This is a genomic window from Thermus sp. NEB1569 (genome assembly GCF_022385295.1).
GTDB lineage: Bacteria > Deinococcota > Deinococci > Deinococcales > Thermaceae > Thermus > Thermus scotoductus.
Window position 1 is genome coordinate 876,348 of sequence record NZ_CP092445.1, and the last position, 13,808, is coordinate 890,155.

Below are 13,808 nucleotides of genomic sequence, written 5' to 3' on the forward strand. Positions count from 1 at the left end.
TTCCTCAAACCAAAGCTTACAGGCTCAGGTAAGCCTCCCGTATCCGGGGGTCCTCCAGCACCGCACGGGCTGGGCCGTGGAGCACGATGCGCCCGTGTTCCACCACATAGGCCCTGACCGCCACCTCCAGGGAAAGGGCTACATTCTGTTCCACCAGCAAAATCCCCACTCCCTCCTCCGCCACCCGGTTGAGGGTCCTGAGCACCTCCTCGGCCAGCCGGGGTGCCAGGCCTAAGGAGGGCTCGTCTACCAGAAGGATTCTCGGGAAGCCCATGAGAGCGCGGGCGATGGCCAGCATTTGCTGTTCCCCGCCGGACAGGGTGCCGGCAAGCTGCCTCCTTCGCTCTGCAAGCCGGGGAAAGAGGGCGTAGACCCGCTCAAAACCCTCTTTTTCCCGGCCAGGGACCAGGAAGGCTGCTCCCAGGCGGAGGTTTTCCTCCACGGTCATCAGGGGAAAGAGCTGCCTGCCCTCGGGCACGTGGCCGAGCCCCAGCCTGGCTCTTTTGGCGGGGGAAAGACCCCCGAGGTCCCGCCCATCCCAAAGGATCCTGCCCCGCCAGGGGCGGATCAGGCCGGAAATGGTCCGGAGCAGGGTGGTCTTGCCCGCCCCGTTGGCTCCTAGGAGGGCCACCAGTTCCCCTTCGCGCACCTCGAGGTCCATGCCGAAGAGCACCTGGGCCTTGCCATAGCCGGTTTCCAGGCCCTCTATCCTGAGCTTCATGCTCCCCTCCCCAGGTAGGCTTCTCGTACCCTCTGGTCCTGGGCTACCTTCTCGTAGGTTCCCTCGGCGATCACCTCGCCGTAGTCCAGGACCACCACCCGGTCGGCCAAAGCGCGCACCACGGGCATGAGGTGCTCGATGAACAGGATGCTGACCCCGGCGTCGCGGATCCGCCGCACCAGGGCCACGGCTTCTTCGGCTTCCTTGGGGCGCAAGCCCGCCATGACCTCATCCAGGAGGAGCACCCTGGGCCGGGTGGCCAGGGCCCGGGCCAGCTCGAGCCGCTTGTCCTCTAGAAGGGTGAGCTCCCCGGCCAAAGCCTCCGCCCGGCGCTCCAATCCCGTGAGGCGCAGCACCTCCTCCACCCAGGCTTCCGCCTCCTTCTGCCGCACCTGGGGTTTGCCAAAGCGCGCCCCCACCAGCAGGTTCTCCCGCACGGTGAGCTCGGGGAGGGGCTGCACGATCTGGAAGGCCCGTCCGAGGCCCAGGTGGGTGCGGGCCTCCGGAGGGAGATGGGTGATATCCTGTCCTTGGAATAGAATCCGGCCCGAGTCAGGCCTTAGTAGGCCTGAAAGAAGGTTCAAGAGGGTGCTTTTTCCGGCCCCGTTGGGGCCGATGACCGCCAGGATCTCCCCTTCCTCCAGGTGAAGGCTCACCTCCTTAAGGGCCTGTAGCCCCAGGAAGCGTTTGCTCACCCTTATGACTTCCAGAACCTTACCCACGGCGCCTCCCCAGGATTCCCACCAGTCCGCGGGGCAGGAAGAGGATGACCAGGATGAGAATGGCCCCGTAGACCACCAGGTATCCCTCCTGGATCCAAAGCCTAAGGGCCTGCTCGAGGCTTACCAAGGCCACGCCGCCCAGCAGGGGCCCCAAGGTGGTGTAAAGCCCACCGAAGATGGGGATAACCAGGGCTTCCACGGCTCTTGCCAGGCTGAAGGCGTCATAAGGGGAGAGGAAGAGGGTTTTCATCCCATAGACGCCGCCAGCGAGCCCGGCCACCACGCTTCCCAAAAACAAGGACCAGAGTTTTACCCGCACCACCCGCACGCCCAGGACCCGGGCCACCGCCTCCGACTGCCGGGTAGCCGCCTGGGCGAGGCGGAATGGGCTCCACTCGGCCCAAAGGCTTAAGGCCAGGGCGAGGAGGAAGACGGCCAGGGCCAGGTAGTAGGCCGCCCAGGGGGAGGCTCCCCCGAAGGGCGGGGGCACGGGGAGGCCGATGGGCCCCCCGGTGAAGGGGAGCTTCAGGGCCAGGGTGCGGAGCACTTCGCTGAAGGCGAGGCTGGCGATGGCGAAGTAGAGGCCGTGGAGCCTTAAGGTCACGGAGCCCAAGACCAGGGCCCCAAGCCCGGCGAGGAGGCTCCCCAGGACCAGTCCGGGGAGGGTGCCCAGGTGGGGGACCAAGAGCCCGGCCCCATAGGCCCCGAGCCCGAAGAAGGCCCCGTGGGCCAGGGAGAGCTGCCCGGTGCGGGCGACCAGGTCCCAGGAGAGGGCGAGGGCGGTGTAGAGGAGGACGAAGAGCCCGGCATCCAGGAGGAAGGCCCGCCAGATTCCTAAGGGAAGGTAGGGTAGCAGGACGAAGAAGAGCAGGAAGAGGAGGATCAGGCTAAGGTGGCCGAAACCCTTCATGCTTCCCTCCAGGCCCGGGCCACCAGGGCGAGGAAGAGCACCAAAAAGAAGACCGCCTCCACGAGCCCTCCCCCTCCCGGTAGATAGGTGCTCACCAAGGCCTCGGCCAGGGCCAGGACAAAGCTGGCGGGCACCACCCCCTTGAGGTTGCCAAGCCCGGCCAGGGCCACGATGGCGAAGGATTTGAGGGTAAAGGCGAAGCCCACGGTGGGGCTGGCGTACAGCATCACCGAGAGCATGACCCCAGCTATACCGGCCAAGGAAGCGGCCAGGCCGAAGGCCAGGAGGTAGACCCTTTCCGCCTCAATCCCCAGAAGCCCGGGGGCCAGGCGGTTTTGGGCCACGGCCCGCATGGCCAGCCCCAGGGGAACCCGGGTGAGGAAGGCGTGGAGGCCGAGGAGGAGGGCCAGGGAGAGAAGGAAGGCCCCGAGGGGTACCGCCCCCACGAAGAAAGGCCCCAGGTGAAAGGCCGCCCCTTGGTAGGGGGGGGCCACCACCCGGGTGTCCGCCCCGAAGAGGAGAAGGGCCAGGTTCTGCAGGAGGATGGAAAGCCCGAAGGTGAGGAGCATCTGGTTGAGCTCCGGGGCTTGGAGGACGGGGCGGATGAGGCCGTAGTAGGTGAGGGCCCCCACCAGGAAGGCGGCCAGGAAGGCGAGGCCCAAGGAGAGGAGGGGGTCCACCCCCCGGAAGGCAAAGAGGAGGTAGGAGAGGAAGGCCCCCATCATCAAAAACTCCCCGTGGGCGAAGTTAACGATCCCCACCACCCCCAAGGAGAGGGCTAATCCCGTGGCCACCAAGGCGTAGATCCCGCTCATGAGGAGGCCGTTCAGGAGGGTTTGCAGCAGGAGCTCCATGGTCTTCCCGCCAACTCCTTATCTGAGGTAGTACTCCCCGGGATAACGCAAGGGCCTTGTGGCCACTTCCTTGGGGAACACGGGCCGGCGGCTTCCCTGCAGGTACTGGAACTGGAACCAGATCTCCGGACCAAACCCCTGGTACTTGGTGCGGCCCGTGTCCGAGGGCTTAAAGGATAGAGGGCCGAAGGGGGTGTTCATCTTGAGGCTGGCTAGGGCCTTGGCGATGCGGTTCTTGTCGGCGCTACCTGCCTTTTCCGCCGCCAGGGCCAGGCTCTTGACAATGGTGTAGCCCATGGGGGCCATGTATTCCTCCGTCACCTCCCCGTACTTCTTGCGGTAGGCGTCCACGAAGCGACGGGACTCGGGGTTGGCCACCGTGGGCAACCAGGCGGTCATGCCGGCGATGTCATTGGAAAGCGGGTTCTTTTCGAAACCGATGGGCCAGGAGGGGGGAGCGCCGTAGATGAGCTTGGGCCTTAGCCCCACCTGCCTTGCCTGGGTGGCGATGGGCAGAGCGTCTACATCGTAGCCGATCCAACAGAGGATGTCGGGAGCAAAGGCCCGGAAGCGGGTAAGGATTGCGGTAAACTGCCCACTCCCTGCCTTGAAGGGTTCCGCCTGTACCTGGTAGCCCAGCTTTTCCAGTTGCTGTTTGTAGACCCCGATGCCTGCGGAACCAAAGGGTCCATCCTCGTAAAGGATGGCAACCTTCCTGGCTCCGTGTTCCCGGTTCAGGTACTGGAAGAACTGCAGGGCGGCGGCCACGTTATGGTAGTCCCAGGGGTGGTAGTGGAAAAAGAGGGGATATCCTTCAAAGGCCTGCTCCACTACTGAGCTGGCGGCGCCGATGACCAGGAAGAGGGGCCCGTACTGCTTCACGGGGCCGGAGAGGGCGAAGGTGACCCCGCTGGCCAGGCCTCCGATCACGATGTCCACCTTGTCCACGGTCATGAGCTTGGTGAAGGCAGGGACGGCTTTGGCCGCATCGGTGCCGTCGTCCACCACCACCAGCTCCAACCGGACCTTGCCGGCGGTGTTCACCTCGTCGGCAGCCAGCTGGATGCCGTTCAGCGCCGCCTTGCCCGAAACCGCCGAAGCCCCGGAGAGGGGGAGGATGACCCCCACCTTCAGGGAGGTCTGGGCAAAGGCCAGACCTGTCACGAGAGCCAGAAATCCCAACACCTTTCGCATCCCTTACCTCCTTTCCCTAGGGCCTTGCGCCCGTAGGTTCCTCGTAGAGCACCACCGCCTCACCCTCGATAACCCTCTCCCCCTGCTGGTTTTCGCAGAAGGTATCCAGGGTGAGGACCAGGCCACCCTTCTCCCTCTCCCGCACCGCCTTGACGATGGCGGTGGCGGTGATGGTGTCCCCCAGGTAGGTGGGTTTAAGGAAGCGCAGGGTCTGGGAGAGGTAGATGGCCCCGGTGCCTGGGAGCTTGGTGCCGATCACCGTGGAGATGAGGCCCGCCACCAGGATGCCCTGGGCGATGCGCCGGCCAAAGCGGCTCCCTTGGGCATAGCCTTCGTCCACGTGCAGGGGGTTGGTGTCCCCCACCGCCCCCACGAAGAGGGCCACGTGGGCCTCGGAGATGGTCTGGGTGTAGCTCGCCCGGTCCCCTACCTGGAACCTCATCCTCCCACCTCCTTCAGGAAGGCCTCGAGGATCCCCGAAAGCCGCTTGGGGTCCTCCAGGTTCAGGGAGTGGCCTACCCCCTCCAGGACGAGGAGCCTCCCCTTGGGGAAGAAGGCCGCGGTCTCCTCGGCCATGGCCCGGGTGACCAAGGGGTCCAAGGCCCCGTAGATCACGAGCACCGGCCCCGGGTAGGCCCGGGTAAGCCGCCAGGCGGCCAGGGCCCGGGCGTTGCCGCTGAAGTGGCCAGGGTGCATGCCCTGGGCCTTTTCCACCAGTTCCCCAAACCAGGGGGGACGGTGGGTGGGGGCCATGCCGGCCAGGGCCTGGGCCAGGGCCTCCCGGTTGTGGCGGAAGCTCTCCAGGATGGGGTAGTAGGCCTCCGGGGTTTGAAGGCCTGAGGGGGGAGCCGAGTTGAGGAGGACGAGCCCCCGGGTTTGGGCCGTGGCGGCCTCCATGGCCACCGCCCCCCCCAAGGAGTGCCCCACCAGGATGGCCTCTTCCGCCTGGTGCTCCTTGAGGAAGGCCCGTAGGGCCTCGGCGTAGGCGGGGATGGAGGGGACGAAGCCCGGGGGCAAGGGGCTCTCCCCAAACCCCGGGAGATCCGGGGCCAAGAGGCGGGCCCCCGGGGACGGTTCCTCCAGAAGACCCCGCCACCACTCCTTGCAGGCGAAGTTACCGTGGACAAGGACTACGGGAAGGCCTTTTCCTCCTTCCAGATAGCTAAGCATACACTCCCTCCAAAAAGCTCCGAACCGCTTGGGCAAAGGCCCGGGGGTCCTCGAGGGGGGCGGCGTGCCCCGTGGGCAGGGCCTGGAGCCGGGCCCCCAAGGCCTCCGCCAGGGCCAGGGCATAGGGCCGGGGGAAAAGGAGGTCCTCTTCCCCGTAAAGGACCAGGGCGGGAAGGCCAAGCCCCTTAAGGGCCGGCCTCAGGTCCTTAAGGCCCAAAAACCCCAGGAGAAGCCTCTCCTGGGCGGCCTCCGTGGGGGCTTGGGCCTGGAGGGCCCTCAGCCCCTCTTCCCCTAGGAGCTCGGGGTGGCCGTTCAAGAACCGGGCCCCGAAGATCCAGGGCAGGGCCACCCTAAGCCGCAAGGGGGTCCCCCCAGCCCTTAGGGCGTGGAGCCAGCTTTCCACCTTGGCCCTTAGGGCGGGGTCCAGGTAAGGGGTGGTGCAGGCCAGGACCAAGCCCCGGAAGCGTGTAGGAGCCATGAGGGCGGCCTGCAGGGCCACGATGCCCCCGTTGGAAAGACCTACCAAGAAGGCCTCTTCCCAGCCCAGTTCCTGCAAGAGGGCAAGGAGATCTTGAGCGTGCACCTTTGGGGTGTAGAGGCCCTCGGGGGCCTCGCTTTCCCCCTGGCCCCGCATGTCGTAGCGGAGGAGGGTGTAGCCCCTAAGGAGGGGTACCACGGGGTCCCAGCTTTCCAGGCGTTGGAAGAGCCCGTTGAGGAGCACCACCTTTGGCCCCTCTCCCTCCACGCGGTACCTAAGCCTGGCCATGTTCCGCCTCCCACATCCTTTTGAGGGCCTCCTTCTGCACCTTCCCGGGCCCGGACTTGGGTAGCTCCGGCAAGAAGACGATGTGCTTGGGTACTTTGTACCCCGCCAGCCGCTGCCGGAGGAAGGCGCGGAGGGCTTCCGCCTCCAGGGGTTCCTTAAGGACCACGAAAGCCGCCCCCACCTCGCCCCACTTGGGATCCGGCACGCCCACCACCGCTGCCTCCCGCACCGCCGGGTGGTCGTATAAGACCCGCTCCACCTCCACGGGGTAGACGTTTTCCCCTCCGGAAATGAACATCTCCTTCCTGCGTCCCACGATGTAGAAACGCCCCCCCTCATCCTGAAAGGCCAGGTCCCCGCTCCTGAGCCAGAGCCTTTCCCCATCGTGGACAAAGACCTTGGCGTTCTCCTCGGGGCGGCGGAAATACCCTTTCATGACCACGCTTCCCGAAAGCCAAAGTTCTCCGGTTTCCCCTGCCTTGGCCTCCTGACCATCCTCCCGCACCAGCCGGGCCTTCAGGTGGGGCATGGGCCGGCCCACGCTTTCGGGATACGCCTCCGCTTCCTCCAGCTCCAGGGTGAAGCAGTTCACCCCGCATTCGGTGAGGCCGTACCCCTGCTTGAAGCGGACGCCCTTCCTGCGAAAGGCTTCCCGGACCGGGGCCGGACAAGGGGCCCCGCCGGAGATGGCGAAACGCACGCAGGAGAGATCGGCTTCGGCGAAGCCCGGGGTTTCCAGGAGCATCTGGAACATGGTGGGTACCAGGAAGAGGAGGGTGGGGCGGTGGGTCAGGGCGAGGTCCAGGTACTCCTCGGGCCGGAAACGCTCCTGGATCACCACGCTCCCGCCCAGGTAGAGGAGGGGAGTGGCCAGGGCGTTCAAGGCGGCGTGGAACATGGGGGTGGCCAGGATGTACCGATCTTCCCGGGAAAGTCCCCAGGAGAAGGCGGTCTGGACGGCGTTAACCAGGAGCTGGCGGTAGGGGATCAAGGCGCCTTTGGGCAGGCCGGTGGTGCCTCCGGTGAAGAGGAGGAGGGCGGGGTCTTCCAGCCCTACCCGGGCGGCTTCCTCCATTTCCGCCCCCTCGAGGAGGACCTCGAGGGGCAGGGCCCTAGGATCCAGGGCCTGGGCGATTTCCTGGAAGCCCTCCCCATAGAAGAGCGCCCGGGGCTCGGTATAGGCGTAAAGGGCCTGGAGCTCGGGAAGGCTGAGGCGGTGGTTGAAGGGGGTGAGGATGTGCCCGAGGAGGGGACCGGCGAAGAGGAGGTCCAGGTACGCCGGGTGGTTCCAGGCGAGAAGACCCACCCGGTCCCCTTTACCCACCCCCAGGTCCCGGAGGGTTCCGGCGGCCCTTTGCGCCCTTTGGTAAAGCTCGGCGTAGGTCAGCCATGCCCCACGGAACCAGACCGCCTGGCGCCTTGGATGGTAGGCGGCAAGGCATCCCAGCCAGTTGAGCTCAAGCATAAAGCCCCCCTTCCAGCCTGAGGACCGCGGCCCCGTAGAAGTACCCCACCCCCGCCGCCGCCAGGGCCACGAGGCTCCCCTCCTTCAGCCTTCCCTCCCGCCAGGCGAGCTTCAGGGAGAGGATGGGGTCCAGCTGGCCCAGGTGGCCGTAGTCCTCGAGGTAGATGGACTGGCTCTCGGCAAGGCCCAGGCCCTGGAGGACCTTCTGGTGGGCGGAGCGCTTCATGTGGAGGAGGGCCAGGTAGTCCAGGTCCGCCTCCCCGTACCCCGCTTCCTCCAGGGCCTCGCGGATCACGGAAAGGAAGGTGGGGATGGAGGTGGCGTCCAGCCTCGCCTTCATCCCCTCGGGGTCTTCCACCCGAAGGCGAAACTCCCCCAGGTTGCCCGGGGTGAGGGGGGCCCGGGTCCCCCCCACGGGCACCTTCACCGCCAGGGCCAGCTCGGGGTCCATGCGGTGGGCCAGGCCCAAAAGCCTTAGCCCCGGCCCCTCCCGGGTGAGGAGGGCGGCGGCCCCGCCTGCGGCCAGGTCGTAGAGGAAGCGGGTGTGGGGGTCTTGGTAGTCCACCAGGTCCCCGTTGCGGTACCCCCCGGCCACCAGGACCGCCCCCACCTCCTTCCGGGTGGCGAAGAGGCCGCGGGCCACCTCCAAAGCCCCGAGGAAGGTGGCGCACTTCTGGTTGAGGTCCAGGCCCCTTGCCCCCTGGGCCCCCACCCGTTTGGCCAGGTAGGGGGCTGTGGCCCAGACGGGGTAGTCCTTGTGCTCCTCCACCATGGAGAGGATCCAATCCAGCCTCTCCGCGGGGAAGCCCGCTAGTTTCAACGCCTCCTCCGCGGCCCAGGCGGCCATCTCCGCCGGGTGGTCTTCGGGCCCGGGGACAGGCTTCTCCCTCAGGCCCAGCTTCTCCCGCACCACCTCAACGGGAAGGCCGGAAAGGGCCGCCACCTCCTCCGCCCCCATGCGCGCTTTCGGCAGGTAAACCCCAAGGCTTCGCAGGTACATCTACCCCTAGGCTAGCGCTGGGGCGTTACACACCCGTTACACACCCTTTCCCCAAGGCTTGGGTCAGAATAAGGCCGTGCCCTACCCGGTGCCCGCCTCGAGGCTCCTGCCCCCTCGCACGGCCAAGGAGGTGCGGCGGGACCGTCCTCGGCGCCAAGTGGAGGAGGCCTTTCGCCAAAGCCCCGGGGTGGTCCTGGCGGCGGGGGCGGGGTACGGGAAGACTAGCCTGGCCTCGGAGTTTTCCGGGGTCTACGTGGCCCTGGCGGAGGAGGCCAAGGACCCTGCGGTTTTCCTGTGGCACCTTCTGGCTGCCTACCAAGGCCGGGCCGAGCTTCAGAGGGTGGCGGAGCTTTTGGAGGCAGGGGCTTGGCCCAGGGCTTTGGAGGCCCTTTTGGGTGCCCTGGAGCCCTTGGGTTTCCACCTCCTGGTGCTGGATGAGGTCCACCGGGCGGAAAGCCCTGGGGTGCTCAAAGTGGTGCAGGGCCTGGTCCGGCTTCCCGGCCTAAGGCTCTTGCTCCTCTCACGGAAGGCCACACCCTTTGCCTTCCTCACGGTACTTTCCGAGCGGGAGCTGGCCTTTGATCCCGAGGAGGCCTGCCAGCTTGCCAAGGCGCTGGCCCCGGAACTTCCTGCCTTTGAAGTGGAGCGAGCCCTTTCCCTGGTGAGGGGATGGCCCCTGGGCCTACGGGTGGTCCTGTTGGCCATGCGCCGGGGCCTGAAGCCGGAGCTGGCGCTGGAAAGCGCCGAGGGGCTATTGGCTTACCTGGCCTATGGCCTTCCCGAGGAAGTTCTGCGGGAGGCCTCGAGGCTGGCCCTTTTGGGGGAGGTCCCGGAGGCGGAAGGCCAAGCCCTCTTGCCCTATGCCGAAGACCTGCTTCTGGAGAGGCGGGAGGGCAAGCTCTGGTTCCATCCCCTGGTGCGCAGTGCCTTGAAAACCCTCCTTCCCGAGGCGGAAGCCCGGGGGCTCCTCACCAAGGCGGCGGAGGAGGCCTTGGACCGCGGGGAGGGGATCCGGGCAGCCGGGTTCCTCCTGGAGGCGGGAAGACTTGGCCACGTGGCGGATCTCCTGGTGCAGGAGGGATTTTCCTGGTTGGCGCGCGGTCTCACCTACACCGTGTTGCGCCTTTTGGCCCACCTACCGGAAGCCTTGCGCCAAGGGCGGCGCGCCCTCGACCTGTTGGAGGCTGAGGCCTTGCGCCAGGCTGGGCGCTACCAGGAAGCGGAGGCCGCTTACCAGAAGGCCCTTAGGGCGGGGGAGACCCGGGCCTACTTGGGTCTGGCCCGGCTGTTCCTGGACACCGTGGAACCTGCTCGAGGACGTCCTTACCTGGAGGAGGCCTCGAGGTTGTTTCCAGCGGAAGCCAGGCTTCTCCTGGCGGAGAATCTTCTCAACGAGGGCCGGGTAGCGGAGGCGGAAGCCTTGGGGTTCTCCGGGTCAAGGCTTCTCCTTAGGCAGGGGAGGCCCAAAGAGGCCCTGGCCCGCCTTAGGGAAAGCGAGGACCCCGGCCTGCACCGGCCGCCGCAGAACCATCGGGAGGGTACCCTTCTCCGGTCACTTTTGGAGTGCGTGGCAGGGGATGCGGAGGAGGGCCTCCGGTGGGCGGAGCGGGGGCTTTGGGAGGCTGAGGTGCTGGGGAGTCCTTTCGGCATGAGCCTGGCTCAGGCCAGGAGGGGGCATGCCCTTCTGGTTTTGGAACGCTTAGAGGAGGCCAAGGCGGCCTACCAGGCCGCCTTGGCCATGGCGGAAGGGGGTCCAGCGCGGCTTAGGGTGGAAGCCCTGGGGGGTCTGGCTGCCCTGGGGGATGAGAAGGCCTACAGGGAAATGGTTCGCCTGGCCCGGACCGCCGGGGATCTTTGGGTGGAAGGCTTCCTCACCCTTATGGCGGCGGTGGCTTGGCTTCGGCGGGGCGAGGTTTTTTCCTTGCCCACCCTGCCCCTTTTGGACCCCTTCCTTCAGGCTTTGGCCGAGGCTTACCCCTTTGGGGATGGATGGGAAGACCTTTTGCGGGTTTACCCCTTCCTGGCCCACCGGACGCTTTTCTCACCCCCGGTTTCCCGGGTACGCCGGGCCCTTTGGCGGCTTGGCCGCCTTCCCGTTCCCTACCATCCCGGGGTGCGGGTGGAGATACGGGTCCTCGGGGGATTTGAGGTGCGGGTGGAGGGACGACTTGTGCGGTTCCGCCGGGATAAGGCCCGGCTTCTTTTGGCCCTTCTGGTGGCCACCCAATGGGAGAAGGAGGATCTCCTCGAGGCCCTGTCGGTTTCCCCTGGGGAGTTTCGGGTGCTGTGGTGGGAGGTGGTCAACGCCCTGGAGCCCGACCGGCCCAGAGGGGCCAGGCCCTACTTCCTGCGCCAGAAGCCCTATGGCCTTTTCCGCCAGGCGCCGGAGCTATACCTGGACCTGGAGGATCCCAAGGCACCCCTCGCCCCACCTTACCTGGGGCTGGACCATCCTTTTCTGGATGAGGTTTCCAGGGCTTACCTGGAGGAGCGGCGGAGAGAGCTTTTGCAAAGCCCTAGGCTCGAGGACTGGCTTTTGGCCTTGCGCCTGGATCCCCTGGATGAGGAGGTCCTGAAGAGGCTTTGCGGCACCCCCGCCCAGGAAGAGGCCCTCCGCCTTCGGCAGCGGGCTCTGGAGGAGCTGGGTCTTAAGGCGTAAGGCCCACCCCCCGGGATCCCGGGGGGTGGGCGCTGTGTTCTCTTCCGAGGACCCTATGTGGCTTTCTTGGCCTGGCGTTGCCGTAACTCCTTCCAGAAGACCACCATGGCGCTCACCACGTAGATGGAGCTGTAGGTGCCCACGAAGATGCCCACGAAGATGGCCAAGGAGAAGTCCCTGAGGACGCTTCCCCCCAGGAAGAGGAGGGCGATGATGGGCAGGAGGGTGGTCAGGCTTGTCATCACCGTCCGGGAGAGGGTCTGGTTGATGGAGCGGTTCACTATCTCCCTGTAGGGAAGCCCCCGGAGGAGGCGCTGGTTTTCCCGGATGCGGTCGGAAACCACGATGGAGTCGTTGATGGAGTAGCCCACGATGGTGAGCAGGGCGGCGATGGTGGGGATGGAGAACTCCAGGCCCAAGAGGCTATACATCCCCGCCACGATGGCCACGTCGTGGGCCACGGCCAAGACGCTCGCCACCCCAAAGGTCCAGTCGAAGCGGAAGGCCACGTAGAGGAGGATGAGGCCCAGGCCCACCAAGACGGCCATCACCGCATTCCGGCGGAGCTCGGAGCCAATGGCCGGGCCCACGGTTTCCGAGGTGAGGATGGTGGCCCTGAGTTCAGCGCCGAGGAGGCGTTCCAGCTCCAGGCGTTTTGCATCGGGCAAAGGAGGAAGCTTTACGGAAAACTCCCTGTAGTCGGCAGTGGGAGCCTGCACCTGGGTGATGACGGCTTCCTTGGCGGGAAAGCCTTTGGTTTCCAGGAAGCGCCTTAGGGTGTCCACGCCCACCTCGGGGCCCGTGCGCAGGGTATAGGCGGTGCCGCCGGTGAAGTCGATGGAGTAGTTGAACCCCTTGGTGAAGACCACCCCCGCGGCCAAGACCGCCAGGAGGAGGGTGGCTAGGGTGATGAAGCGGGCCGGGCCCATGAAGTTAAACCGGGGGTTCACCAGCCACATGGGAGGCTTTATCTCACCCCGGTCCGCCAGGCGCTCCAGGAGGTAGCGGCTGAAGACCAGGTTGGAGAAGACGCTGGCCACCACCCCGATGGCCAGGATTACCGCGAAGCCCCGTACGGGTCCCGTGGCGTACTGGTAAAGGGCGGCAGCGGCCAGCAGGTGGGCGGCGTTCACGTCCAGGATGGTCAGGGTGGAGTGTTTGAAACCCTCGGGGATGGCCTGGCGGAACTTTTTCCCGGCCGCAAGCTCCTCCTTGATGCGCTCAAAGGAAAGCACGTTCCCGTCCACCGCCGCCCCCAGGGTGAGGACCAAGCCGGCGATGCCGGGAAGGGTAAGGGTGGCCCCGAGGCCGGAAAGGAGCCCCAGGATAAGAACGGAGGTGTAGATGAGGCCCAAGGAAGCCACCAGACCTAGGCTTGGGCCGTAGTAGGCGAAGATGAGGAGGAAGATGGCCAGGGTACCGATCAAGGCCGAACGGATCCCCGCTTGGATGGCGTCCTGACCCAGGGTGGGACCGATGGCCCGGATCTCCGCCACCTCCAGGGGAACGGGCAATGCTCCGGAACGCAGCACCAGGGCGATCTCGCTGGCCTCCTCGAGGCTCGAAAGCCCCTCTATGACCGCCTGGCCCCCGGTGATGGCCTGCCTTATGACGGGAGCGGTGTAGACCTTGCCGTCCAGGACAATGGCCAGCCGCTTGCCCACGTTGGCCCGGGTGACCTCCTCAAACTTCTTGGCTCCTTCCGGGGTAAAGGTGAGGGCCACCTGGGGGCGGCCGAACTGGTCAAAGACCGCCCGGGCGTCGGCCAGGTCCGCTCCCGTGAGGAGGGGCGGGCCCAGGTCCTCGGGCTTGATGAGGTCCTTTTCCAGGTCCTCCCGCTTAAGCCTGGGGTTTTCCCTGAGGGCCTGGTTGATCTGGGCCACGGTGGTGCCGGTGGCTCCCTCCTTGAGGATGCGGAACTCCAGGACCGCCCTTTGCCCTATAAGCTTAAGGGCCCGGTCCTGGTCGGCCTGGGAGAGGCCGGGTAGCTCCACCACGATGCGCTTTTGCCCCTGGATCTGGATGAGGGGCTCCGCCACCCCTAAGGCGTTGATGCGGTTCTCCAAGACGGTGCGGGCTTTTTCCAGATCGTCGGGGGTAGGGTTTTCCACGGCGGCCTCGAGGACGATGCGAAGACCCCCTTTAAGATCCAGACCCAGCTTGACCATGGGTTCCCCGGGGGCCCAGGGCTTCCAGACCATGAGGAGAGCCAGCAGGAAAAGACCTAGGAGTAGAAGTCCATTCAGAAGCTTACGATTCATAACCTTTACCTTTGGGCACGCATGTGCCTGATGGGCTATTGCCTTGGGTACCGAGAGCCTAACCGGGTTACAGGTACTTGGGCTCT

12 protein-coding genes are annotated in these 13,808 nt (G+C 66.1%); 1 reads left to right on the forward strand and 11 read right to left on the reverse strand.

Features of this window, described 5'->3' with window-relative positions:
- Positions 1–16: 16 nt before the first annotated feature.
- From MI302_RS05260 to MI302_RS05305, 10 genes are read right to left on the reverse strand one after another with little or no spacing between them, the layout of a single operon-like run.
- Complete coding sequence (locus MI302_RS05260) at positions 17–721, reverse strand: ABC transporter ATP-binding protein (protein WP_239726410.1); 705 nt, start codon at positions 719–721, stop codon at positions 17–19.
- Entirely contained in the window at positions 718–1,443 is a 726-nt protein-coding gene (locus MI302_RS05265; RefSeq protein WP_054392383.1) for an ABC transporter ATP-binding protein, read from the reverse strand. The genes MI302_RS05260 and MI302_RS05265 overlap by 4 nt, the downstream gene beginning before the upstream one ends.
- Complete coding sequence (locus tag MI302_RS05270) at positions 1,436–2,353, reverse strand: branched-chain amino acid ABC transporter permease (RefSeq protein WP_239726411.1); 918 nt, start codon at positions 2,351–2,353, stop codon at positions 1,436–1,438. The genes MI302_RS05265 and MI302_RS05270 overlap by 8 nt, the downstream gene beginning before the upstream one ends.
- Positions 2,350–3,207: a branched-chain amino acid ABC transporter permease gene (locus MI302_RS05275; RefSeq protein WP_239726412.1), complete on the reverse strand. Its 858-nt coding sequence runs from the start codon at positions 3,205–3,207 to the stop codon at positions 2,350–2,352. The genes MI302_RS05270 and MI302_RS05275 overlap by 4 nt, the downstream gene beginning before the upstream one ends.
- Positions 3,208–3,225: 18 nt before the next feature.
- Positions 3,226–4,401 (reverse strand): ABC transporter substrate-binding protein, encoded by a 1,176-nt coding sequence (locus tag MI302_RS05280; protein WP_239726413.1) that lies wholly within the window; start codon positions 4,399–4,401, stop codon positions 3,226–3,228.
- Between the two features lie 16 nt (positions 4,402–4,417).
- Positions 4,418–4,843: a MaoC family dehydratase gene (locus MI302_RS05285; RefSeq protein WP_015716809.1), complete on the reverse strand. Its 426-nt coding sequence runs from the start codon at positions 4,841–4,843 to the stop codon at positions 4,418–4,420.
- The gene (locus MI302_RS05290) at positions 4,840–5,571 is read right to left on the reverse strand and encodes an alpha/beta fold hydrolase (protein ID WP_015716810.1); all 732 of its coding nucleotides are present in this window, start codon (positions 5,569–5,571) and stop codon (positions 4,840–4,842) included. The genes MI302_RS05285 and MI302_RS05290 overlap by 4 nt, the downstream gene beginning before the upstream one ends.
- Complete coding sequence (locus MI302_RS05295) at positions 5,564–6,337, reverse strand: alpha/beta fold hydrolase (protein WP_239726414.1); 774 nt, start codon at positions 6,335–6,337, stop codon at positions 5,564–5,566. The genes MI302_RS05290 and MI302_RS05295 overlap by 8 nt, the downstream gene beginning before the upstream one ends.
- Positions 6,324–7,802: a class I adenylate-forming enzyme family protein gene (locus MI302_RS05300; protein WP_015716812.1), complete on the reverse strand. Its 1,479-nt coding sequence runs from the start codon at positions 7,800–7,802 to the stop codon at positions 6,324–6,326. The genes MI302_RS05295 and MI302_RS05300 overlap by 14 nt, the downstream gene beginning before the upstream one ends.
- Positions 7,795–8,802, reverse strand: a complete 1,008-nt coding sequence (locus MI302_RS05305; protein WP_015716813.1) for a 3-oxoacyl-ACP synthase — start codon at positions 8,800–8,802, stop codon at positions 7,795–7,797. The genes MI302_RS05300 and MI302_RS05305 overlap by 8 nt, the downstream gene beginning before the upstream one ends.
- Positions 8,803–8,878: 76 nt before the next feature.
- Between MI302_RS05305 and MI302_RS05310 the strand changes: the two genes are divergently transcribed.
- The gene (locus tag MI302_RS05310) at positions 8,879–11,461 is read left to right on the forward strand and encodes a hypothetical protein (RefSeq protein ID WP_015716814.1); all 2,583 of its coding nucleotides are present in this window, start codon (positions 8,879–8,881) and stop codon (positions 11,459–11,461) included.
- Between the two features lie 53 nt (positions 11,462–11,514).
- On the opposite strand, the gene secD is transcribed toward MI302_RS05310, so the two are convergent.
- Positions 11,515–13,722: a protein translocase subunit SecD gene (gene secD / locus MI302_RS05315; RefSeq protein ID WP_239726415.1), complete on the reverse strand. Its 2,208-nt coding sequence runs from the start codon at positions 13,720–13,722 to the stop codon at positions 11,515–11,517.
- Between the last annotated feature and the right edge of the window lie 86 nt (positions 13,723–13,808).

Coding starts and splice junctions, on each gene's coding strand:
- MI302_RS05300 (WP_015716812.1), bottom strand. CDS start 7,802: ATGCTTGAGCTCAACTGGCTGGGATGCCTTGCCGCCTACCATCCAAGG.
- MI302_RS05275 (WP_239726412.1), bottom strand. CDS start 3,207: ATGGAGCTCCTGCTGCAAACCCTCCTGAACGGCCTCCTCATGAGCGGG.
- MI302_RS05295 (WP_239726414.1), bottom strand. CDS start 6,337: ATGGCCAGGCTTAGGTACCGCGTGGAGGGAGAGGGGCCAAAGGTGGTG.
- MI302_RS05260 (WP_239726410.1), bottom strand. CDS start 721: ATGAAGCTCAGGATAGAGGGCCTGGAAACCGGCTATGGCAAGGCCCAG.
- MI302_RS05285 (WP_015716809.1), bottom strand. CDS start 4,843: ATGAGGTTCCAGGTAGGGGACCGGGCGAGCTACACCCAGACCATCTCC.
- MI302_RS05270 (WP_239726411.1), bottom strand. CDS start 2,353: ATGAAGGGTTTCGGCCACCTTAGCCTGATCCTCCTCTTCCTGCTCTTC.
- MI302_RS05280 (WP_239726413.1), bottom strand. CDS start 4,401: ATGCGAAAGGTGTTGGGATTTCTGGCTCTCGTGACAGGTCTGGCCTTT.
- MI302_RS05305 (WP_015716813.1), bottom strand. CDS start 8,802: ATGTACCTGCGAAGCCTTGGGGTTTACCTGCCGAAAGCGCGCATGGGG.
- secD (WP_239726415.1), bottom strand. CDS start 13,722: ATGAATCGTAAGCTTCTGAATGGACTTCTACTCCTAGGTCTTTTCCTG.
- MI302_RS05290 (WP_015716810.1), bottom strand. CDS start 5,571: ATGCTTAGCTATCTGGAAGGAGGAAAAGGCCTTCCCGTAGTCCTTGTC.